Annotated in this window: 23 protein-coding genes and 2 pseudogenes; 20 read left to right on the top strand and 5 right to left on the bottom strand. The window is 61.9% G+C overall.

Annotated features, from left to right (window positions below; translation table 11 throughout):
• Window positions 1-306 precede the first annotated feature (306 nt).
• The gene (locus P6U28_RS05570; RefSeq protein WP_208738497.1) at window positions 307-525 is read left to right on the top strand and encodes a hypothetical protein; all 219 of its coding nucleotides are present in this window, start codon (window positions 307-309) and stop codon (window positions 523-525) included.
• A gap of 248 nt (window positions 526-773) precedes the next feature.
• Here the strand turns inward: P6U28_RS05570 and P6U28_RS05575 are convergent, their stop codons facing one another.
• Entirely contained in the window at window positions 774-1,979 is a 1,206-nt protein-coding gene (locus P6U28_RS05575) for an integrase core domain-containing protein (protein ID WP_122400437.1), read from the bottom strand.
• Window positions 1,980-2,035: 56 nt separating this feature from the next.
• On the bottom strand, window positions 2,036-2,611 hold the full coding sequence (locus P6U28_RS05580) for a LysR substrate-binding domain-containing protein (protein WP_129145512.1): 576 nt from the start codon (window positions 2,609-2,611) through the stop codon (window positions 2,036-2,038).
• Between the two features lie 365 nt (window positions 2,612-2,976).
• On the opposite strand from P6U28_RS05580, the pseudogene P6U28_RS05585 reads away from it, so the two are divergent.
• From P6U28_RS05585 to P6U28_RS05650, 14 genes and pseudogenes are all read left to right on the top strand, one after another.
• Window positions 2,977-3,210: pseudogene (locus P6U28_RS05585) on the top strand (GntR family transcriptional regulator); the annotation flags it as partial.
• A gap of 117 nt (window positions 3,211-3,327) precedes the next feature.
• Window positions 3,328-4,476, top strand: coding sequence for a PLP-dependent aminotransferase family protein (locus P6U28_RS05590; RefSeq protein ID WP_245163356.1), 1,149 nt, complete (start codon window positions 3,328-3,330; stop codon window positions 4,474-4,476).
• Window positions 4,477-4,744: 268 nt separating this feature from the next.
• A complete protein-coding gene (locus P6U28_RS05595) occupies window positions 4,745-5,272 on the top strand; it encodes a cupin domain-containing protein (RefSeq protein ID WP_245509656.1) in 528 nt (175 codons plus the stop codon).
• Window positions 5,273-5,475: 203 nt separating this feature from the next.
• Window positions 5,476-6,768 carry an acetamidase/formamidase family protein gene (locus P6U28_RS05600; RefSeq protein WP_407121925.1) on the top strand — a complete coding sequence of 431 codons (1,293 nt, stop codon included), beginning with the start codon at window positions 5,476-5,478 and terminating at the stop codon, window positions 6,766-6,768.
• 62 nt (window positions 6,769-6,830) lie between these two features.
• Window positions 6,831-7,718: a metal ABC transporter substrate-binding protein gene (locus tag P6U28_RS05605; protein ID WP_160118852.1), complete on the top strand. Its 888-nt coding sequence runs from the start codon at window positions 6,831-6,833 to the stop codon at window positions 7,716-7,718.
• 31 nt (window positions 7,719-7,749) lie between these two features.
• Window positions 7,750-9,228: a metal ABC transporter permease gene (locus P6U28_RS05610; protein ID WP_160118851.1), complete on the top strand. Its 1,479-nt coding sequence runs from the start codon at window positions 7,750-7,752 to the stop codon at window positions 9,226-9,228.
• 114 nt (window positions 9,229-9,342) lie between these two features.
• Window positions 9,343-10,329, top strand: a complete 987-nt coding sequence (locus P6U28_RS05615; protein ID WP_129145515.1) for an NADP-dependent oxidoreductase — start codon at window positions 9,343-9,345, stop codon at window positions 10,327-10,329.
• Window positions 10,330-10,400: 71 nt separating this feature from the next.
• Window positions 10,401-11,072, top strand: coding sequence for an HD domain-containing protein (locus P6U28_RS05620; RefSeq protein ID WP_122404537.1), 672 nt, complete (start codon window positions 10,401-10,403; stop codon window positions 11,070-11,072).
• Entirely contained in the window at window positions 11,065-12,333 is a 1,269-nt protein-coding gene (locus tag P6U28_RS05625; RefSeq protein WP_122404536.1) for an MFS transporter, read from the top strand. The genes P6U28_RS05620 and P6U28_RS05625 overlap by 8 nt, the downstream gene beginning before the upstream one ends.
• A 149-nt stretch (window positions 12,334-12,482) precedes the next feature.
• The gene (locus tag P6U28_RS05630) at window positions 12,483-12,905 is read left to right on the top strand and encodes a cupin domain-containing protein (protein ID WP_162500623.1); all 423 of its coding nucleotides are present in this window, start codon (window positions 12,483-12,485) and stop codon (window positions 12,903-12,905) included.
• Window positions 12,906-13,127: 222 nt separating this feature from the next.
• On the top strand, window positions 13,128-14,102 hold the full coding sequence (locus P6U28_RS05635; protein WP_122404535.1) for a GlxA family transcriptional regulator: 975 nt from the start codon (window positions 13,128-13,130) through the stop codon (window positions 14,100-14,102).
• A gap of 184 nt (window positions 14,103-14,286) precedes the next feature.
• Entirely contained in the window at window positions 14,287-14,928 is a 642-nt protein-coding gene (locus tag P6U28_RS05640; protein WP_407121926.1) for an HD domain-containing protein, read from the top strand.
• A 31-nt stretch (window positions 14,929-14,959) separates the two neighbouring features.
• Complete coding sequence (locus P6U28_RS05645; protein ID WP_407121927.1) at window positions 14,960-15,709, top strand: nitroreductase family protein; 750 nt, start codon at window positions 14,960-14,962, stop codon at window positions 15,707-15,709.
• A 22-nt stretch (window positions 15,710-15,731) separates the two neighbouring features.
• Window positions 15,732-16,277 carry a DUF4863 family protein gene (locus P6U28_RS05650; RefSeq protein WP_122404533.1) on the top strand — a complete coding sequence of 182 codons (546 nt, stop codon included), beginning with the start codon at window positions 15,732-15,734 and terminating at the stop codon, window positions 16,275-16,277.
• A gap of 250 nt (window positions 16,278-16,527) precedes the next feature.
• Here the strand turns inward: P6U28_RS05650 and P6U28_RS05655 are convergent.
• Window positions 16,528-17,039 (bottom strand): annotated as a pseudogene (locus P6U28_RS05655) (cupin domain-containing protein).
• 14 nt (window positions 17,040-17,053) lie between these two features.
• Window positions 17,054-17,929, bottom strand: a complete 876-nt coding sequence (locus P6U28_RS05660) for an SDR family NAD(P)-dependent oxidoreductase (protein WP_122404532.1) — start codon at window positions 17,927-17,929, stop codon at window positions 17,054-17,056.
• 102 nt (window positions 17,930-18,031) lie between these two features.
• Here P6U28_RS05660 and P6U28_RS05665 point away from each other — a divergent pair, with 102 nt between their 5' ends.
• From P6U28_RS05665 to P6U28_RS05675, 3 genes are all read left to right on the top strand, one after another.
• A complete protein-coding gene (locus tag P6U28_RS05665; protein WP_122404531.1) occupies window positions 18,032-19,255 on the top strand; it encodes a Rieske 2Fe-2S domain-containing protein in 1,224 nt (407 codons plus the stop codon).
• A gap of 71 nt (window positions 19,256-19,326) precedes the next feature.
• The gene (locus P6U28_RS05670; RefSeq protein ID WP_122404530.1) at window positions 19,327-19,683 is read left to right on the top strand and encodes a non-heme iron oxygenase ferredoxin subunit; all 357 of its coding nucleotides are present in this window, start codon (window positions 19,327-19,329) and stop codon (window positions 19,681-19,683) included.
• Window positions 19,680-20,918: an NAD(P)/FAD-dependent oxidoreductase gene (locus P6U28_RS05675; RefSeq protein WP_122404529.1), complete on the top strand. Its 1,239-nt coding sequence runs from the start codon at window positions 19,680-19,682 to the stop codon at window positions 20,916-20,918. The genes P6U28_RS05670 and P6U28_RS05675 overlap by 4 nt, the downstream gene beginning before the upstream one ends.
• 12 nt (window positions 20,919-20,930) lie before the next feature.
• Here the strand turns inward: P6U28_RS05675 and P6U28_RS05680 are convergent, their stop codons facing one another.
• The gene (locus P6U28_RS05680; protein ID WP_160118850.1) at window positions 20,931-21,524 is read right to left on the bottom strand and encodes a MarR family winged helix-turn-helix transcriptional regulator; all 594 of its coding nucleotides are present in this window, start codon (window positions 21,522-21,524) and stop codon (window positions 20,931-20,933) included.
• 219 nt (window positions 21,525-21,743) lie between these two features.
• On the opposite strand from P6U28_RS05680, the gene P6U28_RS05685 reads away from it, so the two are divergent.
• A complete protein-coding gene (locus P6U28_RS05685; RefSeq protein WP_122404527.1) occupies window positions 21,744-22,928 on the top strand; it encodes an ABC transporter substrate-binding protein in 1,185 nt (394 codons plus the stop codon).
• A 337-nt stretch (window positions 22,929-23,265) separates the two neighbouring features.
• Window positions 23,266-24,969 carry an amidohydrolase gene (locus tag P6U28_RS05690; protein ID WP_122404526.1) on the top strand — a complete coding sequence of 568 codons (1,704 nt, stop codon included), beginning with the start codon at window positions 23,266-23,268 and terminating at the stop codon, window positions 24,967-24,969.
• Window positions 24,970-24,974: the final 5 nt, after the last annotated feature.

A 24,974-nucleotide genomic window follows, 5' to 3' on the forward strand; every position in this document is an offset into this window, starting at 1 on the left:
ACCACGCGATTTGCATGCGCCAGTTCCGCCTGCACTTGCCGGTACCTGCGTTCACTTTCGCTCGCTGCAAAGGGGTCGCCCACCTCTTTCCGTCAGTTCGCGAGTCGGCGATGGTCCGCTCGAGTGATCCGACGACGGTGATCCGAAACTTTCTCCGGGGCGCCCGCAGTGCAAGCACGCAAGCCGAGCCGACAGCGCCGGGTATGCCGCCGTATGGCCGGCAACTCGATGATCGCCAGATCGCAGCGGTGCTCAACTACGTGAGAAATAGCTGGGGAGCTGCTTCTCCTGCCGTTGAGGTGAAGGATGTCACCCGAGTTCGGTCAGAGACGGCATCTCGCGCCGACTGAGATTCGGCCGGACCGGCACGATGCAAGCGCCTTCCTCGGCAGCGACGAGGCCGACCGCAATCTGAAGCTCGCGCGCTTCATGTGCGATCCGGGGTTCGAGTCCGCGATCGTGGAAGAGTGCGATGATGTCCGGCCCGGAGACATGGGTAACGAAACGTACCTAAGAGATGGGTGACAACCTCGTGCCGATCGGGTTGTCGCGGGGTTTCAAAGTCATCTGCTCCAAGTTCGCTTCAAATTGAGATGGCCTGCAATCTGCTGCATTTCAGCGTGACGCATTCATGGCACGGCTATTTTTGCTCGGCTCGCGCTATCGCCGTCAACCCCGCGCGTGCCGCGCCCCTTCGGGCTTCGGGGTTGACCGCGACAGCGGAGCCAAGCAAGTGGCCTTCCATGCCAAGAATGCACAAGAGCGCGTCTCCGTCAGGGCGCCGTGGTCGTGGCGGGGACATCGGTGATGGGCCTCGGACCGAACGGGTTGTCGAGAGGTTGCAAGGTCTTCTGTTCGAGATCGAAATAGCCGAGATCGTAATGCATGAAGCTGACGAGCCAGATGCCCTCGTCGACCTCCTTGATGCCGAGCTTCTGGCCAGCCAGGACGGTTGAGATGTTGATCCTCTTGCGATGCAGGCAGAGGCGGCCGCAGGCAGTGACGACGACGTCGCGGTCGTGGAAGGGATAGCTCAACTCCGGCAGGCCGGCATAGGCCCGCGCTGAGGCCGTGTAGACCTCGGCAGGGCACTTCATGCCGAGCGCCTCGTGGGGGCGCTCGGTATTGAACTCGTGCACGAAGGCATCGAAGCGCTCCTGCTGTTGCAGGCTGTTGAAGCCAGGCGGCCTGGTGGCCTCCTTCTTGAGGGTGAGGTGCATGCGCTCGTGCCGGCCATTTTGTTGCGGATGACCTGGCTTGATGCGCTCGATGGCGATACCGAGGCGGAGCCACCATACCGAGAGCTTGGAAAGATTGAACAAGGCATTGGGACTGGCAAACGGCACGCCATTGTCGGACCGAATGGCAAGCGGCAGGCCGCGCTCGCGGAACAGGCGCTCGAAGGCGGTCATGGCAGGCTCCTCGCGCGTGGAGTCGAGCGCCTCGCACAGCAGCAGGAAGCGCGCGGCATGATCGCTGACGGTCAGCGGGAAGCAGTAATGGCTGTTGCCAAGCTTGAACTCGCCTTTGAAGTCGGCGCACCAGACATCGTTCGGGGCAGTCCCTTGCGATAGCGACGTGCCGCGCGCGCGATGGCGCGGCCCGCCGCCCCGCCTGACCAGGCCGTGGCGATCGAGCACCGCATGAATGGTGCTTTTGGCCGGCACCCGGACATCGCCGTCGAGCCGTCGCACCAGGAGTTCGCGGATCTTGCGGGCCCCCCAATGCGGCTTCTCGGCCTTGAGCTGGACAATCAGCGTCTCGATCTGGGCCGGCAGTTGATTGGCGTAGCGAACCGGCCGCCTGGAGCGGTCGCTCAGCGCCTCCAGGCCATGTTCCTTGTAGCGATCGAAAATCTTGTAGCCGGTCTTGCGGGAGATGCCGAACTCCCGGCAGACATCCGTCATGGCTTCCCCGTCCAACAGGCGGGCGACAAAGCGAAGGCGCTCCTCCATTACCGAACTCGCTTTCCACGGCATCCACACCTCCCGCAGAACAAAGCGGAAAGTGTAACCCATGTGCCCGGTACGTTCTGTCACCTATGTCTCGGGCCGCTCATGACCTGATCGGCGTAGCCCGGGCGGGGCGCGCGGGGATAGAGAATGAGGCGCTCTTCGGCGAGTTGCTCGAGCGACACAGGACCGCTCTGCTTATCCAACGGGTGATCCATTGGCAGGGCCGCCACCAACTGCTCTTCGCGCAAGATGATGCGACGAACCTCGTCATCGTCGAAGCGCACGCGTCCAAAGCCAATGTCGATGCGGCCTTCCTTGAGGGCGGCGATCTGTTCAAGAGTGACGAGTTCGACCAGATGGAGCTCGACCTCCGGCGCCGCGCGGCGGAACTCCCGGATCAGTTCGGGCAGGTGCCCGTAGAGCACCGAGCCCACGAATCCAATAGTGAGCCGTCTCTTCTCGATCTTGAGCGTGCGCTTCATCATCGTGCGCATCTCTTCGACACGCGCGAGCACCTGGATCGACTGTTCGTAGAAGAGCCGCCCCGGCTCGGTGACCTCCCGCTTGCGAAAATTGACGAAGCCCAGGCTGTGGTCGCACACGGACCCGGTGAACGAATCGTCGAGTTTGATCGTGACTTCCCTTGGGTCGCCCATGCTCTATCCGACTGACCAATGTACGCGTCCGCCAGGAATCGCGACTCCTGTCAGCTCGCGCAATTCCGCGATGAGCCGATCCTGGAATTTTTTGCGGCCGGATAGGACCGGAAGATGGGATCGGAAAGCTCGCTCTTACGACCGGTAGGTAACGCTGGTCGATGCCGGCTATCGGGACTTGGGGAGGGATTGGTCTGTAAGTCCATGAAATCTTTGACGGGACTTCGCTTAGCGCCGGCCATGAGGGGCTATTGCATAATATTGCATGTCACCTGATAATCTTGCATTATGATGCATATATCGGGCTATTTCCGTGTTTACACGGACCAAAAGCAACTCAAAGCGAGCAGTCCATGGGCAGTCGCATGCTGGAGCCGAGGTTCGCAAGCCTTCGGGTAGATCCTCAAAAAAATAGGCCCCTTCACAAACAACTCTGTGACCGGATTAAACAAGCTATTGCGTCGGGGTCTCTGCCACCGGGAACGCAACTCCCATCCTCACGTAGCTTGGCGTCTCAGCTCTTCATTTCTCGCGCCACCGTCGAACTTGCCTACGGGATCCTGGCCAGCGAAGGGCTCGTGATCCGCCGAGGCGCCGCAGGCACGCGGGTTGGATCCTGTCCTGTCGGCCAAACTCCACGGCAGTCGCCTCGGTTGCCGCGCCCGTTGCTGCCCGGGTTAGCCTCGGAAGCTGCTCAAGCCCCGCGCCTTTTCCAGATGGGCCTGCCGGCACTCGATGCATTTCCACGCAAGCTGTGGTCACGACTGGCGGCGAGTCATGCGCGATCTCTCTCGTTTTCCAAGATGGTCTACCAGGGTGCAAGCGGCTATCCGCCCTTGCGGCAGGCAATAGCGAATCGCTTGACGATCTCTCGCGGCATCTCATGCAGCGAAACCCAGGTGTTTATCACCGCGGGATTCCTGGGCGCCTTGACATTGATCGGGCGGACTTTGCTTGCGGCCGGCGATAAGATGTGGGTCGAAGACCCGGGATTTCCGCCGGCGCGTCATGCATTAGAACTAGCCGGCGTCGATCTCGTTCCGGTTCCTGTTGACGGCGATGGGATTGACGTTTCGGCCGGGATCGCACTTGCTCCGGCAGCTCGCCTCGCTCTTGTCACGCCGGCAGCCCAGTTTCCGCTAGGAATCGCACTGTCGGCCGATCGATGGTCACAGTTGGTCTCTTGGGCCACCGCAGCGAAGGCTTGGATTGTCAACGACGACTATGACGGCGACTTCAGTCAATCGGATCGCTCGCTGCCCGTGCTCAAGCATCACGATCGAGCCGAGCGGGCGCTGCATGTCGGTTCGTTTAGCAACCTTCTATTTCCCGGACTGCGGTTGGGCTACCTGGTCGCGCCGATTTCGCTGATCGGCGAGTTCGAGAGTGCATCAGCACTGTGGCCTACGCAGCAGTCGCTACTTGATCAGATGGTCGTCTCGGATTTCATCACTCAGGGCCACCTGGGCCGCCATCTGGCGCGGATGCGAAGATTGTATAGCGAGCGGAAGCTTACCCTCGTCGAAGCGTTGAAAAACGTCCTAGGCGATTCGATTCACGTAGCGGAAACGGGAAGCACTCACCTGGTGTTGCATCTGCCTGCAGATACTGATGACGTTGCTTTAGCCAATCGGGCCCGAGCGCTGGGATTGGCGATAAACGCGCTATCCCCAATGGGTTTACGCACCAGGACTGGTCCGGGCTTGCTGTTGGGGTTCACAAATGTCCCCGCCGACATAGCCCAAGAAGCGACCCAACGATTGAAACGCGCCCTTTTCACGTCGGACGTGCGGAGGCCGCCTCACGGCCACGCGTCCCCCTCCAATCGCATAGCAACGCCGATTGCGTCTCCTTATCCGACATAAGTTGGCCAGGCCCAACCGCCGACGCGATCATAGTTCGCTGGTGTTGCAAATAGATTGGACCTGCTGTCGCGGCGCCCATTGCTATTTTGGAAATGTTGTTGCGTGGACTGAACGATTGTCAGTCTGCGCCGTCGTGTACCAAGCGAGCCAGTGAGCACTTGGTCTGGTTCTTTTGGTCATTCTTGGCCATGGCCTGCGTTGCAGGCAGTACTAAACCTCAGACGTCCATGAGGTTCTCGCAAAATGCGTTCAGCGTGCTTTGCGCATCGTGCTGAGAAGCGAACCTACCGGTCAAGCCGCAACGATCTGCGCCTGGCGTGCGGTCGCTCGGCCCTACACCCAGTTTGAGAGAAAGCCGACGATGTTATCATTTTCTCTTCCTAAGAAGATTCACCTTGCCGGTCTTACGACGGTAATCGTTCTCGCGGCAACCGCCGCGTTGTCGCAAAACGCGAACACGCCAGCTCGGGGGCGCTCGGTCACGCAGGTGCGCACCGAAAAGCTGCCAGACATCAAAAACAAGGTTCTGACCGCCGTCGTTGTCAATTACCCTCCCGGCGGCGCTTCCAAGGCGCATCACCATGACGCGGATGTCTTCGCCTACGTACTCTCCGGTGAAATCCGGTCGCAAGTCGAAGGGGAAGACGCGAAGATCTATCACGCCGGCGAAAGCGTGTTCGAGCCTCCAGGCGAACACCACGTGATTAGCGAGAACGCAAGCAAGACCGAGCCAGCGAGCATGTTGGTTGTTTTCGTGGCGAATGACGGCGCCGAGCTAACAACATTCGACAAATAGCAAGTGCGGATCAGGTCTTTCGAATTGCTTTCGACCGCAGGACCAGAGGTTCCAGCAGCTTTTGGAAGGAGCGCGTTCGTTATTCTTGGCGGTGCGACGTATCGCCAACGGCCGAGAACTCAGAAAGATAAGCACAGCTATATAGGGGGAAAGGGATGACTTATGGCACTCTTGCGGCCAGGCTGGTGGCGCACGCGGCACCAATGCTGATCGTTGTAGGACTCGCGTCGTCTGGTGCTGCCGCGCAGAGCGCCGGGTCGATCACGCCGGCCGGCGATGCTACAGCGTCCGCGCCGCGTTCAACCGGCGGTGCAGCGATAAGGCTTCCCGGGACAGCTGATACGACTCAGTTCGGATGGTATGACAACGCCCAGCGTCCAGTGCTCCGCATCCGATCGGGCGATACGGTAGCAATGGAGACGTTGATCCACGGGCATCAGCAAGTCATGCTGGACCTCTCGATCGAGCAAATGACGCAGCGCGCGAAATCGGAACAGGCGGAATCGCCGGGTCGAGGCCCTCACTCAATTACCGGGCCGATTTATGTCGAAGGCGCCAAACCCGGCGATACCCTGAAGGTCCATATCGGTCGAATAGTGCCGACGTCATACGCCTTGAATTTCAATTATCCTGGCTTTGGAGGCGCGTTTCCCAGCCGGTTCTCTCAAGGTCAGGTAAAATATTTTTATTTGGATATTGCCAAGCAGCAGCTGGAATTCGCGCCCGGCATCTTCGTTCCGTTGCGACCATTTCCTGGCATCATCGCCGTTGCTCGCGCGGCACCTGGCCCCTACAGCACTGTGCCTCCGGGCCCCTTTGGTGGGAATCTCGATATCAACGAGATGGTCTCAGGTACGACGCTCTACCTCCCGGTATTCGTAGATGGAGCGTTGCTTTGGTCGGGGGATTCTCACGCGGGGCAGGGTAACGGCGAGATCAATCTGACAGCCATCGAGACCGCGTTCAAGGAGCTCGATCTCACGATTTCGGTGCTCAAAGACATCAAGCTGACTTGGCCTCGCATTGAGACACCCACGCATTGGATCGCTATCGGATACGACCGGGATCTCAACGTCGCGTTTAATTTGCTGCAGGAGCAAACGACCGAACTTATCGCTGAACAGAGCAAAGTGTCGTCCGAGGTTGCGCGAAAGCTCATGTTAGCAAATTGGGACTGTCGCATTTCCGAAGTTATCAATGTTCTCAAAGGGACATACTGCATGATTCCCAAGGCGACGAACGTACCGGCGCCACAGCTGCCCCGCGACGACAACCCGGACTACCTTGTCACGTATGCCAAAGATACTGATTTGAACAAGGCGATGGATACGTCTTCAATGGCCATGGTCGACAAGCTGGCAACCGAGAAGCATCTAACACCACTTGACGCCTATTCGCTCGCGAGCATAGCCATGGACTGTCGGCTTGGTTCTCCTGAAGGTTCCGACCGCGAAGTGCACTGTCTGATGCCAAAAAGCCTGTGGGCGAAGCACTAGCGAGCCCGCTCATGGTTATGGCGAGCCGAGCACGACTAATCGCAATTGTGGCGCTCTGCGTTATGACCGCATCGATGCATGCAGCTTTTGCCTCCACGCGGATAGTCGTGGTGGCTACGACAAGCGATGTTGCAAGCCTCGCTTCCGCAGTCGGTGGTGACGTCATTGAGGTCAAGACCATTGTGCCGCCGGGGACCGATCCGGAGCCATTCGAACCTCGGGTGAGCGATCTCTCGACGCTAAGCGATGCCGATCTCATTGTTCGGGTCGGCTTGGGCTATGATCTCTGGATTGACAAGTTGATAATTCAACTGCATCGCCCGGAATTCCAAGCGGGGGGCGGGCGCTTGGTGGATGCGTCGATCGGGGTCCCGCTGCTGGAAGCGAGAGGCCGAACCCCCGTCACTGAGGATGGTCATGCGCACGGTCTAGGCAATCCGCACTACTGGCTTGATCCGGCCAATGCGGAGACCGTGACGGCGACCATAGCGGAGAGGATCATTCGGCTCATGCCCGCCGCTCGTGACACCATCGTGGCCAACCGGAATCGATTTCTCGCGACACTGCACGAGCGCATTGTGGCCTGGATGCAGCGGCTGGCGCCCTACCGCGGCGCGTCCCTGGTCGCCTATCATAACAGCTGGCCGTATTTCGCGCGCCGCTTTCATTTGAACCTTGTCGGCTTCATTGAGACGAAGGAAGGAGTCGCGCCGAGCGTCGCGCATCTCTCCTCGTTAATTGCAGAAATGGGGCAAAACGGCGTGCGCGCCATCCTGCAAGAGGCATATGAGCCGAAGAACTTCTCCGAAATGTTGTCGGCACGCACCGGCGCACCTCTTGTCGTGCTCGCGCCAACAGTAGGCAGCGTTCCGGAGGCAAGAGACTACCTGAGTCTCATGGACTTCAATGTTGGTGCTCTCGCACGCACGCTTGCGACGGGCAGCCACTGATCCGGCCGCGGCGATGTCTCATGATATTATCATGCTACTCGCGGCGCCTTTCGCAGCCAGCGCACTATTCGTAGCCATACATACCAACTTCGGCCTGCACGTTTTGAGGCGTGGCATCGTGTTCGCCGATCTTGCTCTGGCGCAGATGTCAGCGCTTGGAGCTACCGTCGCATATGCGGCTGGGCACGCTCCGACGAGCGCCGCGGGAATCGCCTACACCTTTCTGTTCGCCGCCATCGGCGCCGCACTGTTGACGGCTTCCCGGGTCATGCCAAAAGAGGTTCAACCGGAAGCTTATATCGGCATCATCTACGTTGTGGCTACCGCAACGACTATCGTTGTCGTCGACCGCTCGCCGCAGGGAGCGGAACATGTGAAACAAATACTCGTCGGTAGCATCCTCGCCGTCTCTGCAAGCGACCTGCCTAAGTTTGCGGTTCTCTATGCGTTCATCGGGGCCATTCATTGGCTGGCCCGGCGCCCGCTCTTGGCAGTTAGTGAGGCAGTACATAGCAAGACGCGTCGCTCGCTGCTCTGGGATTTTGTCTTCTATTCGTCCTTCAGCGTGGTCGTCACGAGCTCGGTAGCGACTGCAGGAGTGCTTCTAGTCTTCTGCTTCTTGATTATCCCGGCAATCATTGGGTCGTTGTTCACGCGCCGCATCACCTACGCGCTTGGCATCGGTTGGCTTGGAGGCGTCGCGGCCAGCGCCGTCGGTCTGGCCGCGTCATTCGAATTCGAACTGCCGACGGGCGCTGCAATGGCCCTCGCTTTCACGCTGATGCTCGTGATCGGGGCCGTGCTGCGTGGACTGATATTCGCCCCCGCAGGCGGCCGACGGATCTGCATTCGCATTTTCCTTCGCGCGGCTTCTGCAATGATTTTCATGACTGTGTTGCTATCCGCTATTTGGCTCATGATCATGCCGCGTGCTGATCAGCCGATGTTTGATCTGCTACAGTCCGCTACCGGCATCGGTCCAGCGACATTCCTGGCGGTGCAGGATCGAGTGGTCTACGCTGATGCGCTAAAAGACGCGGGCTACCGGCGCTCGCAGGAAAGTCAGCTGACCGCGTTGGAACAGCAGTCCCGATGGCAGGGGGGCGGCCTTTCCGATACGGAGGTGCGCCGCATCGGCTCCTTCCAGCAGACCTTCAACGAGATGGCGCGTGGCGATGATTTTGTGGTCAAGTCGCTGTCCGGCCGTGCTCGCGAGCGCGAGCGCTGGTACGTCGGGCTACCTTTGCTGATAACTAGCCTCCTCGGACTCCTGACCCTGCTGCCCGACAAATGGCGTGCCGATCCTGCTCGTTCGCGGACCGCGTGCCTGACGTTCCTGCGAGCTTTCCTGCACGTTGCTGATTTTGTTCGGCGTCTAGGTGGAGAGAAGACCGAGTCGGCAGGAGACGCTATGATCCGTCGCAGCATCAACGGCGGCACTGTGTCTGCCGGCCCTAAGGCTCTGACGGGTCGTTGTCAGAAAACGACGTACGGCTGTCCTGATCCGTAGGATCCTGCTCGTTGTCCCGGGCACGACTCCTTGCGACATACGGATGAGCCCGTCCCATCAATCGCCCCGAACGGTCGACGGCAAGCATGACGAACTGAGCGCAAGGAGCATGAGATGACCCCCAGTAGCATCGTTCAAGTTGGTGAAGAGCGAACTCATTCAACAATGATGGCCTGGCGCGTGCACGAGTTTGGGTCACCGGAGACCATGAAGTTCGAGCGCGTGCCACGACCCGAGCCAGGTCCCGGCGAGGTCCTGGTCAAGGTTGCGGCCGCTGGAGTTGGCCCATGGGATGGGTGGATCAGGTCCGGCAAGAGCGCTTTGCCGCAACCGCTCCCCCTCACACTGGGCTCGGATCTGTCCGGCGAAATCGTCGCGATGGGGCCCGGAGTCACCGAACTACGTGTGGGAGATCAGGTGTATGGTGTTACGAATCCGCAGTTTGTCGGGGCCTACGCCGAGTACGCTCTAGCCTCCGCGGGCATGGTCTCGAACAAGCCAACCTCGCTAACCCACGTTGAAGCTGCTTCCCTTCCTGTCGTTTCGGTGACTGCATGGCAGGCGTTGTTTGATCATGCCCATCTCAAGGCAGGTCAAACGGTGGTCATTCACGGCGCGGCCGGTAACGTAGGATCCTATGCGGTTCAACTGGCTCGTCAGGCAGGGGTGCAAACCATCGCAACCGTATCGACGGGGGACATTTCCGCCGCGCGCAACCTCGGCGCAAACACCGTCATTGATTATCGGACTCAGCGCTTTGAAGAGGTAGTACGCGATGCGGACGCCGTTATTGATCTGGTCGGCGGCGAAACCCAAACCCGCTCGTTTCAGGTCCTTCGTCGCGGTGGCAAGCTGGTCTCCGCAGTGTCCCGTCCGGATCAGGATCTAGCTACGCGCTATGGTGTCGATGCCAGCTTCTTTCTGGTCAACGTCACGGACCAGTATCTCAGGGAGATCGCTCGCCTGGTCGATGGTGGAAAACTACGGACAAAGGTGGGGGCGGTCTTACCCCTCGCCGATGCGCGCGAGGCGCATTTGATGCTGGAGCGCGTGCGGCCTCAGCCGAAAGGAAAGATCGTGCTCGACGTCGGAGCAAGGTGATCAGGATCATTTCGTCGTTGCGCTCGCGCGCAACGCGCAGCCAAGCCACTAACTCTTGAAAGGACACAACGATGACAACCCGAAATCTCGCCCAGGCTCTCGTCATTCCCGATTCCTTACTCGCGAAAGAGGCGACAGAGATCCTGCGGGAACATTCCACCGATCTGCTGTTTAATCACTCGATCCGCGTCTACCTGTTCGCTGCTGAACAGGGTCGTCAGAGGAATCTGCGCTTCGACCGTGAGCTCCTTTATGTCGCCGCGGCATTTCACGATCTCGGCCTGATCAAGAAATTCTCGAGCCCAGACGAGCGCTTCGAGGTCGATGGCGCAAATGCCGCACGGCAGTTTCTTAGCACCCACAACATCGCTGAAGATCAGGTCCAGACCGTCTGGGAAGCAATCGCGCTGCACACCACCCCCGGCATCCCGAAGCACATGGGTCCCGAGGTCGCGCTCCTCAATTCCGGCGTGCTTCTCGATGTCATCGGGGTGGGGTTCGACCAATTTCCCGCGGAGCTGCGCGAGGAAATTGTCGCCAAGTACCCGCGCACGAACTTCAAAGAAGGCTTCATTCAGGAGTATTTCGCCGGTTTTGCGCACAAGCCGGCGACGACGTATGGCACCGTCAACGCCGCCGTCTGCGAACGTTTCATCCCGGGGTTCAAGAGCCCCAACGCCTGCGACCTGATCGCTGCGTCGCCCTTCCCGGATTCCCAGCACAAGGCTCACCATCATGACTAGGACCTATCCTGTGCTCCAGGAACTCAATCCCGGTCGCGCGCAAGCTACCAGCGCCGACTCGCTGGCCTCTCTCATCTGGCTAACCCTCGGCGCTTTTGCCATCGGCACCGAGGGGTTCATGATCGCCGGGCTGCTCCCGGCGCTGGCGCGAGACCTGAACGTCGGTCTGCCAGCCGCCGGTCATCTGGTCACCGCCTTCTCCCTCGCTTATGCCATCGGCGCGCCGGTCATGGCCGTGTTGACGGCCGGGCTGGAGCGACGTCGGCTGCTGGTCGTCGCCATGGGCGGCTTCGCCCTGGGCAACCTGCTCGCCGCGCTGGCGCCGAGCTATGCCGGGCTGTTGGCCGCGCGGCTGCTGTTGGCCCTGTCCGCAGCAAGCTTCATGCCGGCAGCCAGCGGATATGCCGCCGCGCTGGGCGGTCCGGAGCGGCGTGGCCGTGCCCTGTCCACGGTCACCACCGGGTTGACCTTGGCGATCATCGCTGGCGTGCCATTGGGCGTACTGGTGGGGCAGGGCTTCGGCTGGCGCGCCACCTTCTTCGGCGTGGCGGGGCTGGCGGTGTTCTCGCTGTTAGGGATTCTCATCCGGCTGCCGCGCCAACGGCCCGGTGTCACGGCTGGCCTTGGTGAGCGTCTGGCGCTGGCCAAGCGCCGCGATATCCTGGGCGTGCTGGTGACCAGCGTGCTGACCGTGGCCGGCACTTTTACCGTCTACACTTATCTCAGTGTGTTCATAGCCGGCGTCGGCGGCCTTGGTCCGCAGGCACTGGCGCCGATCCTGCTGGGCTTTGGCCTGGCCAGTGCAGTCGGCACCCAGCTCAGCGGCAGCGCGGCGGACCGTTGCGGCGCACGAAGTATCGTGATCGTTGGTGGTGGGCTTGCCCTGCTGGCCTATCTTGCCTTCTCGCTCAGCGCGGCTCTCGAGCCGGCGCGGGCAATGCTCGTCCTGCTGCCGGCCATCCTGATTTGGGGATTTGCCAGTTGGGGGCTGATAACGGCGCAACAAGCGCGGCTGGTGGCGTTGGCTCCGGCACTGGCGCCGATCAGTCTCTCGATGAATTCCTCGGCCATCTACCTCGGCAGCGCGATGGGTGCCGCGGCGGGCGCTGTGGTCATTGCCAATGGCGCGGTGGAGCGGCTCGGCTGGGTAGCTGCGGGATTCGCTGTGGCAGCTCTGTTGTCGGTGCTGCTCAGCGGCAGCAACACATCAGCCGAAGGTAATGGCGGCGGCGATGGCTTCTCATCGGAAGCTTCACCATGACCATCGGTTCGGCCCTGAGTCCTGGTTTCAGGCAGTTGCGTGAACTCGTTAGAAGAGGAGATGCGATGATGTCGATCAGTGGATTTGCCTATCGGATTGGTGCTGTATCAAACCCTCGACGTAAGTCGGCAAAAGCAGCGAGAGGAGCACTGCGAACGGCCGCCGTCCCGCTGATAGCAGCAGCGATCGTCCTGGGAGCCTCCGAGGCGATCGCGCAGGACCGGGAGCAGGTGAAAGTCGCCTTCGCGCACGCACTGCCGAATGTCGAAGGAAAGAGGCTGGTTGCGGTGACGGTGACTTATCCTCCCGGAGCCAAATCACTGGCTCATCACCACGCAGCGTCAGCTTTTATCTACGCCTACGTGCTATCCGGGGCAATCCGTAGTCAAGTCGGCGACGAACCCGCGAAGATCTATCACACCGGCGAAAGCTTTTACGAAATGCCCGGTTCGCATCACAGGGTCAGTGAGAACGCGAGTGACAAGGAGCCCGCCAGCTTACTGGCGGTCTTCGTTGTGGATTCCAAGGACGAGCCCTTGACGACGCCGGACAAGGCGCCTGGATCACAATAATGGCGCGAGGAGCTCGCCACTGGCCCCGACGGTCCTTTTGGGGAGCTGCAAGGACCGCTTGGTTGGCGGCTACGCCAGCGAAACCAACCGCTAGAAGTCTATAGCCCCTGGTGATCCCGGATGCGCGGATGTTCGTTCTGTTGCCTCCCGGATCGCGCCAGGCCTTTTACAGGGTCCGGACTACCTGCATAATAAGGCTCCAGGGTGGAGAGGCAGTAGCAGGTGCCGGTACAAGCTGTCGCGATCGTCGTCTGTGATGGGGTCCAGGCCCTGGACGTGGCGGGGCCGATGGATGTGTTCAGCGAGGCGAACACGTTTCTTGGCAGCGCGGATCGCTACGAAACTGTATTGGTTGCTGCTCACCGTGATCCGCTGCGCGCGTCGAACGGCATACGCATGGTCGCCGACATGACCTTCGAGGAGGCGGCGGGCGGCTTCGACATCGTTCTGGTGGCCGGCACTCCGACGCCACCGGAAGCGGAGCCCGAACCGTGCCTGCTTCAGTGGGTCAAGGAGCTGCCGTGGCGCTCGAGCGTCTATGGATCGATCTGCACAGGGGCTTTTGTCCTCGGCTATGCCGGCCTCCTCGATGATCGGCGAGTCACGACCCATTGGCAGGATGCACAGGCGCTGGCGGCGAGATTCCCGAAGGCAAAAGTCGAACCGGATCTGATTTATGTGCGCGATGGACGGCTGATCACCGCGGCCGGTGTGACGGCGGGGATAGATCTGGGCCTGGCGCTCGTCGGGCAGCGGCACGGTGCCGAAACGGCGCTCAAGGTCGCCAAGCGGTTGGTCGTGGTTGCGCAGCGGCAGGGCGGACAGTCGCAGTTCAGTCCGTATCTCACAGCACCTGCCGATCCTGAATCGCCGATCGCACGCATCCAGGACCACGTCATGGCCAATATTGGGGATCGCCACACGTTGGAGTCGCTTGCCGCTGTCGTCGGAATGAGCCCCCGGAATCTGGCCCGGCATTTCGGGCAGGTGACCGGAACCACGCCGCACGAATTCATCGAGCGCGCCCGCGTTGATGCCGCGCGCATGATGCTGGAAGCGAGCGACCGACCGCTGAAGGCTATCGCCTTCGACTGCGGCTTCGGATCGGCGGACCGGATGAGGATCGTCTTCAGCACTCGTCTCGGCGTGACCCCTGTCCAATATCGCGCCAGCTTCCGGCGAGCAGAACCGGAATAGTTCGCGAGCTACCCGAGCACGAGACTGCGGGTTCCTACTGCTCTGAAGGCTCCGAGCGGCCTTTTGTCAGGAAACGACGTACGGCTGTCCTGATCCGTAGCATCCCGCTTGTTGTCCGGAGCAGGGCTCTGTTGCCTAATCCCGATAAGCAACCAGTCCGTTATCCAACCGAGGAGATTGCTCGATGTCCGAGATCATCGCCGGCATCCGCGTGCCTGACAGCGCCATTGCGCGCGCCGCCACGCAGCTTGTGCGCGAGACCGAAGACGACCTGCTCTACAACCATAGTCGCCGTGTCTTCCTGTGGGGCGCGCTCACGGGCGAGCGCCGCGGGCTGAAATACGATCCGGAGCTGCTTTACCTCGGCGCCATGTTCCACGACATGGGCCTCACCGAGAAATATTCGAGCCCTGATCTGCGCTTCGAGGTCGACGGCGCCAATGCCGCCCGCAAATTCATGAAAAGCTACGGCGTGCCCGAGCGTGACATCGAGGACGTCTGGACTGCCATCGCGCTCCACACCACGCCGGGGATCCCCGAGCATATGCGCCCGACCATCGCGCTGGTGACCGCCGGTGTGGAGATGGACGTGCTCGGCATCGCCTATCACGACTTCACGCATGAACAGCGCGACCATGTCTGCGTCCATCATCCGCGCGAGACAAACTTCAAGGAGAACATCATCGATCACTTCGCCAGCGGTATCATGAAGAAGCCGCTGACGACGTTCGGAAATGTGAAGGCCGACGTCCTGGCGCTGAAGGACATGAACTATGTCCGTCAGAACTTCTGCTCGATCATCCTTGGCTCAGCCTGGCCGCACTGAGCGCTCGTTGCTCCGAGCCGAGGAGGCCGAGATGGATACCAGCCATGCGATGATGTCCGGTCCTGAACGAGCCGCCATCGGCACGCGTGAGGGAGATGTCGTTGTGCAGACCCCGATCGATCAGATCTTGGCCGGGCGGTTTGCGTGCCGCGAGTTTTGCAGCACTCCAGTCCCGCGACGCACAATTGAGCAGATTCTCCGTATTGCGCGGTTCGCCCCCAGCGGTGCGAACATCCAGCCTTGGCGCGTCTACGTGCTGGCTGGCGCGGCCAAGGACAGAGTCTCGACCGCGCTGTTGGACGCGCACGAAAACTCGCGTGACGAGCACGTCTCGGAATACAAATACTACGCCAGCGATTTACCGGACCCGTACCTCAAACGCCGGCAAGAATTTGGTCGGTTGTTCTACGGATCGCTCGGAATTGCTCAAATCGATCTCGAGGCGAGGAGCAGACAAACCGCGAAGAACTACACATTCTTCGGCGCGCCGGTGGGATTGATCGTGACCATCGACCGTCGCCTGGAAGTCGGAAGCTGGCTCGACCTCGGAATGTTCGTGCAGAACGTGATGCTCGCGGCGGCGGGACGCGGATTTCAATCGTGCCCGCAGGAAACGTTCGCAAAGTACCATCGAATTTTGCGCCCGCTGCTGTCAATCCCGGCGGAGCAGATGGTGGTGTGCGGTATCGCCGTCGGCAAGGCCAAGGTTGAGCGGCCGGGTAGATTGATGCCGCGGGCGGACATTGATGAGTTCGCTACGTTCGTAGGGTTCGAAACGTAGTAGTCGAAGAGGAGAGATCGCAATGGGAAGCCGGGAAGAACTGATTCAGCGCAGCATTCCGTTTCTCCGGGAAGTCAAGGACATGACGCCTGGCGCCGAGATGGAACGTTGGCTCAACGAGACATATGGCGAAAACAGCGCGCTCTACCAGGATCTGGCGCGCCTGGTCAAAATCGGGGTCGAGGAGGGATGGGCGGCGAACCAGGAGGTGGACGGTCCGAACTACCGGCGCAGCCGCATCCTGGAGCCGACTCCCGAAACGTTCCAGTTCAGCATCACCGCCGTGTACATGAACAGCGCCGATCCACGCCGCTTCAAGGACGAGGACGATCACGACGTGTTGCGTGGACAGTACCATGGCCATCCCTATGGCGAGCTCAACCTCGTCGTGCCCCTGGACAAGGGCGCGGAGTTGAAGGGATTGCAGGGCTGGCAGGGACCGGGCTGGACGGCGCCCGATCCGGGCAGCAGGCACTATCCCGAGGTCAGGGGCGGCGCGGTGATCGCGCTGTTCTATCTGCCGGCCGGACGCATTTCATACGATTTCAAGGCTCCGTCTGATCGGTAACGGAACTCCGAGGTGGCTCGACACGATGGCTCCTCCGCCAGCAAAGGACATGGCGCCAGTATCCGCAGGCGGTCAAAGCCGATGACCCGATGCCGACCCAGCTGTCCGTCGGAAGGCGGTGCAACTCTCGTCACCGCACGGAGCTCGGGTCCGGTATTGCCGTCCACAGTCTCGACGTCGATCCGTAGGGCGACTGGGAGAACGTGTTCTTCGGCCCCCTTGGCCGGCAGAAGCCGGCCGGTGCGTTGAACTATGGCTCGAGAACGGTGGTCAATTCAGCTCCCTCATCAGCGACAAAGGCAGCTATCAGTTCGGCCGGTTCGGTGTTGCTCGCGTTGGCGGAGACGAGATGCGTCGCGCCGGGCGGTTCGAAGAACGATTGCCCTACCTCGAACGTCTCCAGCGGGCCACCGCTCAGCTGTGAGCGGACCTGACCTTTGGTGATGCAGGCGGTCACCGAGCCGCCGTGGCGGTGCGGCGGCGTGAAGGCGCCTGGCCCGTAGCTGACGCGCACCACCGTGACGCGCTTGCCCGGTAAATTCGGAAGCGCGTGCGAGGAAATCACCGCGACCTTGTTGAGCGACGTGCCCGACGAAGACATCTCGGCGCAGAGGGCGCCGGGAATGCTGTTGTTGCGCTCATCGTCAGCGCAATGATCTTGGCGATCCCCACCGCGCAGGCGAAGCCGCTGATAAGGGCCAGTAACAGCGGGCGCCAGTCGCGCTCCGCGAACGGCGCCAGGGCTGCGATTGCGATCCGCATGAGGTTCTCCTCCCTCAGGTCTTGACGTTTGGCGTGAACACGGACAGCGGCGCGGGATCGCGGCTCGGCGGCGGCGGGACCTTGCCGTCGACATCGGTGAAGCCGTATTCGGCCGCCAACTCCGAGGCGAGCAGAATCTGGCCGCTTTTGGCAATCACGCCGGGATCGGCGGCGAGCGCGGCGACCGCGCGCCCGGCGAACACCGGCGTCTCGCCGCGCTCGGCAATCAGTTTGGCGAGCGCTGGCGGCACGCGGTCGGGCTGCGCCGCAAGCTTCTCGCTCTTGATGTAGCCGGGCCAGATCGAGACCGCGGCAATGCCGAACGGCTTCAGCTCATGCGCCATGTCGCGCGCCATCCGGTCGACGCCCGATTTCTGCACGCCGAATGGAACGTTGAACGTGTAGCGGACGCCGCCGCCCGAGGACGTATTGACGATCAGGCCGCGCCGCTGCGGCAGCATCAGCGGCACGGCGAACTGGCTGGCGACGAAATGCGAGCGCAGGCCGACGCGATGCATGGTGTCCCATAGCGAGGCCGGCACCTGCCAGAACGGGACGTTGACCGGCATCGCGTTCGGCGCCGCAAACACGTTGTTGACGAGAACGTCGAGCCGGCCGTGGTCGCGCCGGACGAGGTCGAACACCTCGCGCACTGCTGCATCGTCCGAGTGATCGCACAGGACGCCGATGCCGCGGCCGCCGGCTGTGTCGATCGCGGCGATGGTCTCGTCGAGCGAGCCCGGCCATTCCGATCCGCCGCTATTCCGCGTGCGCGCCGTGACGATTACCGTCGCGCCGGCTTCGGCGAGGCCGATGGCAACACCCTTGCCGACCCCCCGGCTTCCTCCTGTCACCAGCGCGACGCAGTCCCCAAGCCGTCCCTTGGTCATGCGATTCCCCGATATGGCTTTCCTGGAAGACAACTTGACAACAATCTTCCTAGGAAGATAGTAGATCAAGAACGCCGGAGGCGTCAACCAGGGAGGTTCGCGATGGTCACGAGGGAAGAGAACGAATTGCTGTGCCGCGTCACGGGCGACGCGCCGATGGGACGGATGTTGCGCCAGCATTACTGGCTGCCGGCAGTGCTCTCGGTGCGAGTGCGCAAGGGCGAGGCGCCGGTGCGGGTCAAGCTGTTTGGCCGCAACTTCGTGGCGTTCCGGGGCAAGGACGGCACGGTCGGATTTCTCGACGAGGCCTGTCCGCATCGTGGCGCCTCGCTCGCGCTCGCGCGCATCGATGACTGCTCGCTCACCTGCCTGTTTCACGGCTGGAAGATCCGCGCCGATGGCGCGGTGCTGGACGTTCCCAACGAGCCGAACAATCCGAAGGAGTTTGCCAAGACCGTCAAAGCAAAAGCCTATCCGACGCGCGAGGGCGCCGGCTTGATCTGGGTCTGGCTCGGCGAAGGCGACGCGCCGCCCGCGCCGGACTTTGAATGGATGGATCTGCCGCCGGACCAGGTCTACGCCGCCGGAATCGAGCTGAAGGCAAACTGGCTGCAGGGCGTCGAGGCAACCATCGATTCCTCGCACGTCGCGCTGCTGCACCAGAGCTGGACCGCGACCTCGTCGACCGACTTCGGCGCAACGCGGGTCAACACCGAAGTCGCCTACGAGTTCGAGAAGAAGCCCTATGGCTTCCGTGCTGCGGCATTGCGCACCGCGCCCGACGGATCGTGCCTCGCCCGCGTCACCGAGTTCGTTATGCCGTACTACGGCTTGATCGCGCCGATCTTCTCCGGACCTCAGCAGGATCGCACTGCGATCATCGCGGTGCCGATCGACGATGAGAACCTGATCCAGTGGTACATCTTCTACAATCCGGAGAAGCCGGTAGATTCCTGGCGCAAGGTGCAGCGTGCCAACCAGTGGCCGATGGCCGGCGGCCTGCCGGGCGATCAATCAAACAATTGGGGCCAGAACCGCCAGATCATGGATGCCGGCAACAGCACCGGCTTCCATGAGATCGTCATCGAGGATTTCGTGGTCATGGTCAGCATGGGCCCGATAGTCGACCGTTCGCAGGAATATCTTTGCTCGGCGGACCAGGCGATCGTCAGGGTGCGTCGCCAGCTGCTCGACGAGGTGCGCGGCTTCATGGCGGGAAAGCCGCCGAAGAGTGGGCAAAGCGAGACCATGTCCTACAAGGACATCCGCGCGGTGGGCGGTCGGCTCGCCTCCGCCTCCGAGGATTGGCGGCAGATTCCCCGTTGACCGGATCGAAAGTAAAGGGCGCGGACTGCATGTCCGCGTCGATTCCCCAGCTCTGATCGAGGAGACGTCCCATGATCTGGCACCGCCTGTGCGCCGTCGCGAAACTGTCTGAGGGAGAGCCGTTGGGCTTCAGGGTGAGCGACCGGCGCATCGCACTCTTCAAGGTCGGCGACGAGGTCTTCGCAACGGATGACGTCTGTTCGCACGCATTTGCGCTGCTGTCGACGGGTTTTCTCGAAGGCCATGTGATCGAATGCCCGCTACATGGGGCGATGTTCGATGTCCGTGACGGAAAATGCCAGTCCGGCGCCTACAAGGACATCAAGGCGTTCAAGGTCGAGATCCGTGACGGTGAGGTCTATGTCGAACTCGACGGCGACGCCGCCCTGCAAGCCGCTGATGACGGCGGCGTGGACGTTAAGCCGTGAGCGGACTTGTCGTCATCGGCGCATCCTATGCCGGCATTGAGGCCGCGCTCACGGCGCGGGACGCCGGCTATGCCGAACCGGTGACGGTGGTCGCCGACGAGACGTCGTTGCCCTATCAACGGCCGCCGCTTTCGAAGGAGTTCTTGCTTGATCAGGTCAGTGCCGAGAGGCTCATTCTGCGCGATGAGGCTGTTTTCGCGAGCAAGCGGATTGAACTGCTGCTGGGTCGCCGTGTTGTCGCGATTGACCGCCATGCAGCAAGAGTCGCGCTGGCCGACGGCGCCGTACTGGACTTCGACAGGCTGGTCATCGCTACCGGTTCGCGCGCGCGGCGGATAGCGGTCCGCGGGGCCGAACTCGACGGCGTCTGCTATCTCCGATCGGTAGGAGATGCCGCCGATCTCAAGGCGCGGCTCGGCCGGGCGAGCGAGATCGTGATCGTCGGCGGCGGCTTCATCGGGCTCGAGGTGGCTTCGTCGGCGGCCAAGCTCGGCAAACGGGTTACCGTGATCGAGCCTGCCTCCCGGCTGCTCGAGCGGGCGGTGTCTCCAGTGGTGTCGTGCTTCCTGCTCGACATCCATACCCGGGCCGGCGTCGCGGTGAAGCTCAGCACATCTGTTTCGGCAATGGTCGGCGATGGGGGACGAGTGGTGGCGGTCGAACTGGACGGCGGCGTCCGCCTCGGCACGGACCTGGTCGTCGTCGGCATCGGCGGCATCCCGAACCACGAGCTCGCCGCCGCTGCCGGGCTCGGATGCGCCAATGGCATTGTGGTGGATCAGAACGGGCGAACCGCACGCGAGAGCATCTACGCCGCGGGCGACTGCACCACGCACTTCAACCAGTTTGCTGAGGACTGGATCAGGCTGGAGTCGGTTCAGCACGCGCAGGACCAGGGACGCACCGTCGGGCTTGCGATCGTGGAAAGCCATGAACCATACAACAGCGTGCCGCGGTTCTGGTCGGATCAGCACGATCTCAAGCTTCAGATCGTCGGTCATGGCGCGCGCAGGGACCGCATTGTGATCCGCGGCTCGATCGAAGCTGGCCGGTTCTCCGTGTTCAATTACCGGCAGGGCAGGCTGGTCGGCGTCGACAGCATCAACAATCCCGGGGATCAGATGGTGGCGCGGCGCCTGATAGCAGCGGGCATTTCGCCGGCGCCGAGCCAGGCCGAGGACAGTTCATGCGATCTCAGATCGCTGCTGAAGGCGGGTGTCGGGGCCGTCGTGTAGCAGGTGCCGCAGCTAGTCCACCGCCGTAAGCCGGCCGGACTTCTTCGGCGTTTTCACCGTCCGCACCGCCAGCAGCTTGCGCAGGCAGCGGTCGAGCATCGCGATCTCCGCCTTGGTCAGCCCGCTTGCCTCGATCGTGCGCGCGACGACCCTTGCCACCTCGGCGATGCCGCGGTCGGCGGTCGCGAGACCCTTGGCGGTGAGGCGGACCAGCTCGGAGCGGCCGTCGTCGTTGGCGGAGACGCGCAGCACGAAGCCGCCTTCCTGCAGCCGCGCTACGCGCTTGGTCATCGCGCCCGATGTGACGAGCAGGGCCCGGAACAGGTCGGTGGGACGCAGCTCGTACGGTTTGCCCGAGCGCCGCAGCGCCAGCAGCACATACAGCTCGCCGGTCTGCAGCCCGACCGCCTTCGCTATGTCCTGCAGGCGCCTCTCGTGGAGCTGGTTGACGCGCTCCAGCCGCAGCAAGGTGCAGGCGGCGGCGAGGTCGAGGTCGGGCCGTTGCTCCAGCCACGCGGCCTCGATATCGTCGTAAAGGGTGCTGTCAGGTGATGGCGACTGCTTGATCGCGGGTTCGCCGCGGTGTGACACGCTGCTCTTCTTCATTCCCTTCCAGTCCCCTTCACCGCGGGCCAATTGCGCCGGCATCATGCGTCGCAGCAATCTAGCACCGCCAAATTCAGGTGTCGCCTCGCAAGTTCCTGGTCTCGCTCCAGCCCCGTGCATGGCCGCGGCGCAGCGGCCAATTGCGGCCGCGTAGCGCGGGTTGACAAATAGCTTCCTAGGAAGAATATTCCAGGTAAGAAAAATCGAGGGAGGAGCGCAATGCACGGACTTTGCGCGACATTGATGTTGGCGGCTGCACTGGCTGCTTGCGGTTCGGCCAGGGCGGCGGACTCTGAACTGGTTCTCGGGCAGACCATGCCGTATAGCGGGCCGGCATCGGCCCTGAGCGCCGTCGGCAAGGTGCAGACCCGCTATTTCCAGATGATCAACGATCGCGGCGGCATCAATGGCCACAAGGTCAAGCTGATCTCGCTTGACGATGGCTATAGTCCGCCGAAGGCGGTAGAGCAGACGCGCCGGCTGATTGAAAATGACGAGGCGGTCGCGATCTTCGGCAGCATGGGAACCGCACAGAACGCTGCGGTCCAGAAATATCTCAACGCCAAGAAGGTCCCTCAGCTGTTCGTGTTCGCGGCCAGCGAGCGCTTTGCCGATCCGAAGACCAGTCCCTATACGATCTCGGGGATGACGCTGTTCAGCACCGAGGCTGCGATCTACGCGCGGTTGGTGGCCGAGCACACGCCCGGTGCGCGCGTGGCCGTGTTGTACCAGAACGACGACTACGGCCGCGAATATCGTCGCAGCTTCAAAACCGAACTGGCCCGGCTCGATCCCAAGGCCGAGATTGTCGCGGCGTCGCCTTACGAAGTCACGTCGCCCACGGTCGATTCGCAGGTCGTGGCGCTGGCGAGCACCAACGCCAACGTCTTCCTCAATGCGTCGACCGGCAAATTTACCTCGCAGGCGATCCGCAAAGCGGGCGAGCTCGGCTGGCGCGCGCAGCAGTTCCTGCCGATCGGCAGCAACTTCGTGCCGACGATCCTCAAGCCGGCCGGGCTCGACAACGCCAAGGGGGCGATCTCGGCGACGCCGACCAAGTCGGTCGGCGATCCCGAATGGGCCAACGATCCCGCATATCTGGAGTGGCTGGCTTTCATGAGGAAGTATTATCCCGAGGGCGATATCGAGGATCAGCTCAACTTCACCGGATGGAACGTCGCTGTTCTCATGACCAAGGTCATCGAGGCCTGCGGTAACGATCTGTCCCGGCAGAACATCATGAAGCAGGCCACTGCGCTGAAGAACGTGGCGCTGCCGGGCCTGATCCCGGGCATCACCGTCAATACCAGCCCGGATGATTATCGCCTGATCACGTCGCTGCGCCCGCAGCGTTTCGACGGCGAGCGCTGGGTTCCGATGTCCGGTACAATGGCCGCGCAATGAGGGCCGCCGATAGTGTGGCGAAGCGGGGCCGGCCACTAGCGGCCGTGCCTGAGCTCTCTGGTGGCGCGGCGGAGCACCTCGTGAAGCCATTCGTGCCAAGTGCTCGTTCTCGACGCGGTGCCAAGGCAGCCGAACCTTGGGCGAGTCATTGGACATCGCGAACGCGGTCCACTTTCTCGCCTGCAATCCCTTCTCGACCGGTTCGATCGTCGTCGTTGATGGGGTGCAACGATCGCGGCGTGCACGACCCTGAATCGGTGGACCGCTTTGACAGGCGGGGTATCATCGAGAAAAGGGAAGATGTTCGTCTATTGAACACAACGATCGGGAGGTTGGAATGATCTGCAGGTCGGCGGCGCTCGCGATGCTCGGTGCAGGAGTTCTATTCGCGGGCGCAGCGCCCGCTGCTGCCCAGCAAGGCAATGTCAACTCGCCCGATCTCGTCCTCGTCAACGGAAAAGTTCTGACCCTCGACGAACGATCCAGCGTGACCGAGGCGATCGCCGTTCGAGACGGAAAAATTCTTGCGACCGGTAGCAGCGCATCCATCCGGGCGCTCGCCGGAGCGCGCACGCAAGTGCTCGACGTGTCCGGCAAGACCGTGATTCCCGGCCTGATCGATACTCACGCTCACTTCAAGGCGGCCGGTCTCGCTGATTATGTCGTCAACATGAGCCGCGCCAAGACGGTCGCCGAAGCGCTCGAGGCGATCAAGACGTTCGTGGCCAAGAAGAAGCCGGGCGACTGGATTGTGGGCGGCGCGTGGCACCCGCCGTCGCAACTCGCCGAGAAACGGTATCTAACGAGGCAGGAGATCGACCGCGTCGCCCCCGACAATCCGGTCTATCTGCGGACCGTCGGTCATTTCTCCATGGCGAACACGATGGCGCTGCAGAAGGCAGGCGTCGACAAGACCACCGCGAACCCGAGCGGCGGTTCCTTCGAGCGCGACGCCGCCGGGGAACTGACCGGCGTCCTCTCCGAGACGGCGATCGACCGGGTCGAGCAGGCTGTTCCGCCGTGGACCGAAGACGACGAAATCAGGCAGTTCACGCTCGCGGAGGGGGCACTGAACACTTTCGGGATCACGAGCGCAGTCGAGGGCGCCACGGAAGCGCGCGACGTCCGCACACTGCAGAAGATCGCCGCGTCCGGACAGGCGACGTTGCGGACGGGATTGATGTTCAGACCCGAGCCGCCCGCCGAGCTGACCGCTTGGGAGGCGATCATGTCGGGCAACGGAGCTTCGTCAGGCTTTGGCGACGACTGGGTCAAGTTCGCCGGCATCAAGATCTTCTACGATGGCGGCATGACCCTGAAGACGGCGCTAATGCGAGATGTCTATCCGGACTCGCACGATGACTACCATGGCATGGCCCAGCAAACGCCCGAACGGCTCATGCAACTCGTCTCGATCTGCAATCGCTACGGTTGGCGTGTAGGTGTGCACGTCGTCGGCGATCTCGGCATCGACCAGGTACTCGATGCTTTCGAAGCTGCCGACAAGGAAAGGTCCATCCGGGACCGTCGTTTCGTTCTCATTCACGCGAGTCTGATCAGGCCCGAGCAGATGGAGCGCGCTCGCAAGCTGGGGGTCAGGGTCGATTTCCAGAACGTCTTCATGTGGGATAAGGCCGCGACCGTCGAGCGCTTCCTGGGACGGCCGACCGCCGATCGCGCCGTGCCGACCAAGACCTTGATCGAAAAAATGGGGCTGGACAGCCTCGGCGCCGGAACCGACTTCCCCGTCAACCCGATCAACCCGTTCCTCAACATGTACATCATGGTGACGCGGAAAGATCCCAATGGAAGCGTGTACGGCGCCACGGAAGCTATCAGTCGCGAACAGGCGCTCCGTCTCTACACGTCGGCAGCTTCGCGCTACACGTTCGACGAAGCACGCAAGGGTACGATACAGCCGGGCAAGCTTGCAGACCTCGCGGTCCTTTCCGCGGACTACATGGCCATTCCGGAAGAGCAGATCAAAGACATCAAGGCGGACATCACGCTGGTCGGAGGCAAACTCGTCTTTCAACGCTGACCCAG

Source organism: Bradyrhizobium sp. STM 3561, from assembly GCF_045571455.1.
Lineage (GTDB): Bacteria > Pseudomonadota > Alphaproteobacteria > Rhizobiales > Xanthobacteraceae > Bradyrhizobium > Bradyrhizobium vignae.

What these genes read in the sequence shown, in the direction of transcription:
- P6U28_RS05690 (WP_122404526.1), top strand. Translation starts at nt 23,266, where the DNA reads ATGATCTGCAGGTCGGCGGCGCTCGCGATGCTCGGTGCAGGAGTTCTA.
- P6U28_RS05615 (WP_129145515.1), top strand. Translation starts at nt 9,343, where the DNA reads ATGACCCCCAGTAGCATCGTTCAAGTTGGTGAAGAGCGAACTCATTCA.
- P6U28_RS05580 (WP_129145512.1), bottom strand. Translation starts at nt 2,611, where the DNA reads ATGGGCGACCCAAGGGAAGTCACGATCAAACTCGACGATTCGTTCACC.
- P6U28_RS05605 (WP_160118852.1), top strand. Translation starts at nt 6,831, where the DNA reads ATGACCGCATCGATGCATGCAGCTTTTGCCTCCACGCGGATAGTCGTG.
- P6U28_RS05575 (WP_122400437.1), bottom strand. Translation starts at nt 1,979, where the DNA reads ATGCCGTGGAAAGCGAGTTCGGTAATGGAGGAGCGCCTTCGCTTTGTC.
- P6U28_RS05590 (WP_245163356.1), top strand. Translation starts at nt 3,328, where the DNA reads ATGGGCCTGCCGGCACTCGATGCATTTCCACGCAAGCTGTGGTCACGA.
- P6U28_RS05645 (WP_407121927.1), top strand. Translation starts at nt 14,960, where the DNA reads ATGGATACCAGCCATGCGATGATGTCCGGTCCTGAACGAGCCGCCATC.
- P6U28_RS05570 (WP_208738497.1), top strand. Translation starts at nt 307, where the DNA reads ATGTCACCCGAGTTCGGTCAGAGACGGCATCTCGCGCCGACTGAGATT.
- P6U28_RS05620 (WP_122404537.1), top strand. Translation starts at nt 10,401, where the DNA reads ATGACAACCCGAAATCTCGCCCAGGCTCTCGTCATTCCCGATTCCTTA.
- P6U28_RS05610 (WP_160118851.1), top strand. Translation starts at nt 7,750, where the DNA reads ATGCTACTCGCGGCGCCTTTCGCAGCCAGCGCACTATTCGTAGCCATA.
- P6U28_RS05600 (WP_407121925.1), top strand. Translation starts at nt 5,476, where the DNA reads ATGCTGATCGTTGTAGGACTCGCGTCGTCTGGTGCTGCCGCGCAGAGC.
- P6U28_RS05670 (WP_122404530.1), top strand. Translation starts at nt 19,327, where the DNA reads ATGATCTGGCACCGCCTGTGCGCCGTCGCGAAACTGTCTGAGGGAGAG.
- P6U28_RS05685 (WP_122404527.1), top strand. Translation starts at nt 21,744, where the DNA reads ATGCACGGACTTTGCGCGACATTGATGTTGGCGGCTGCACTGGCTGCT.
- P6U28_RS05665 (WP_122404531.1), top strand. Translation starts at nt 18,032, where the DNA reads ATGGTCACGAGGGAAGAGAACGAATTGCTGTGCCGCGTCACGGGCGAC.
- P6U28_RS05650 (WP_122404533.1), top strand. Translation starts at nt 15,732, where the DNA reads ATGGGAAGCCGGGAAGAACTGATTCAGCGCAGCATTCCGTTTCTCCGG.
- P6U28_RS05660 (WP_122404532.1), bottom strand. Translation starts at nt 17,929, where the DNA reads ATGACCAAGGGACGGCTTGGGGACTGCGTCGCGCTGGTGACAGGAGGA.
- P6U28_RS05680 (WP_160118850.1), bottom strand. Translation starts at nt 21,524, where the DNA reads ATGAAGAAGAGCAGCGTGTCACACCGCGGCGAACCCGCGATCAAGCAG.
- P6U28_RS05640 (WP_407121926.1), top strand. Translation starts at nt 14,287, where the DNA reads ATGTCCGAGATCATCGCCGGCATCCGCGTGCCTGACAGCGCCATTGCG.
- P6U28_RS05625 (WP_122404536.1), top strand. Translation starts at nt 11,065, where the DNA reads ATGACTAGGACCTATCCTGTGCTCCAGGAACTCAATCCCGGTCGCGCG.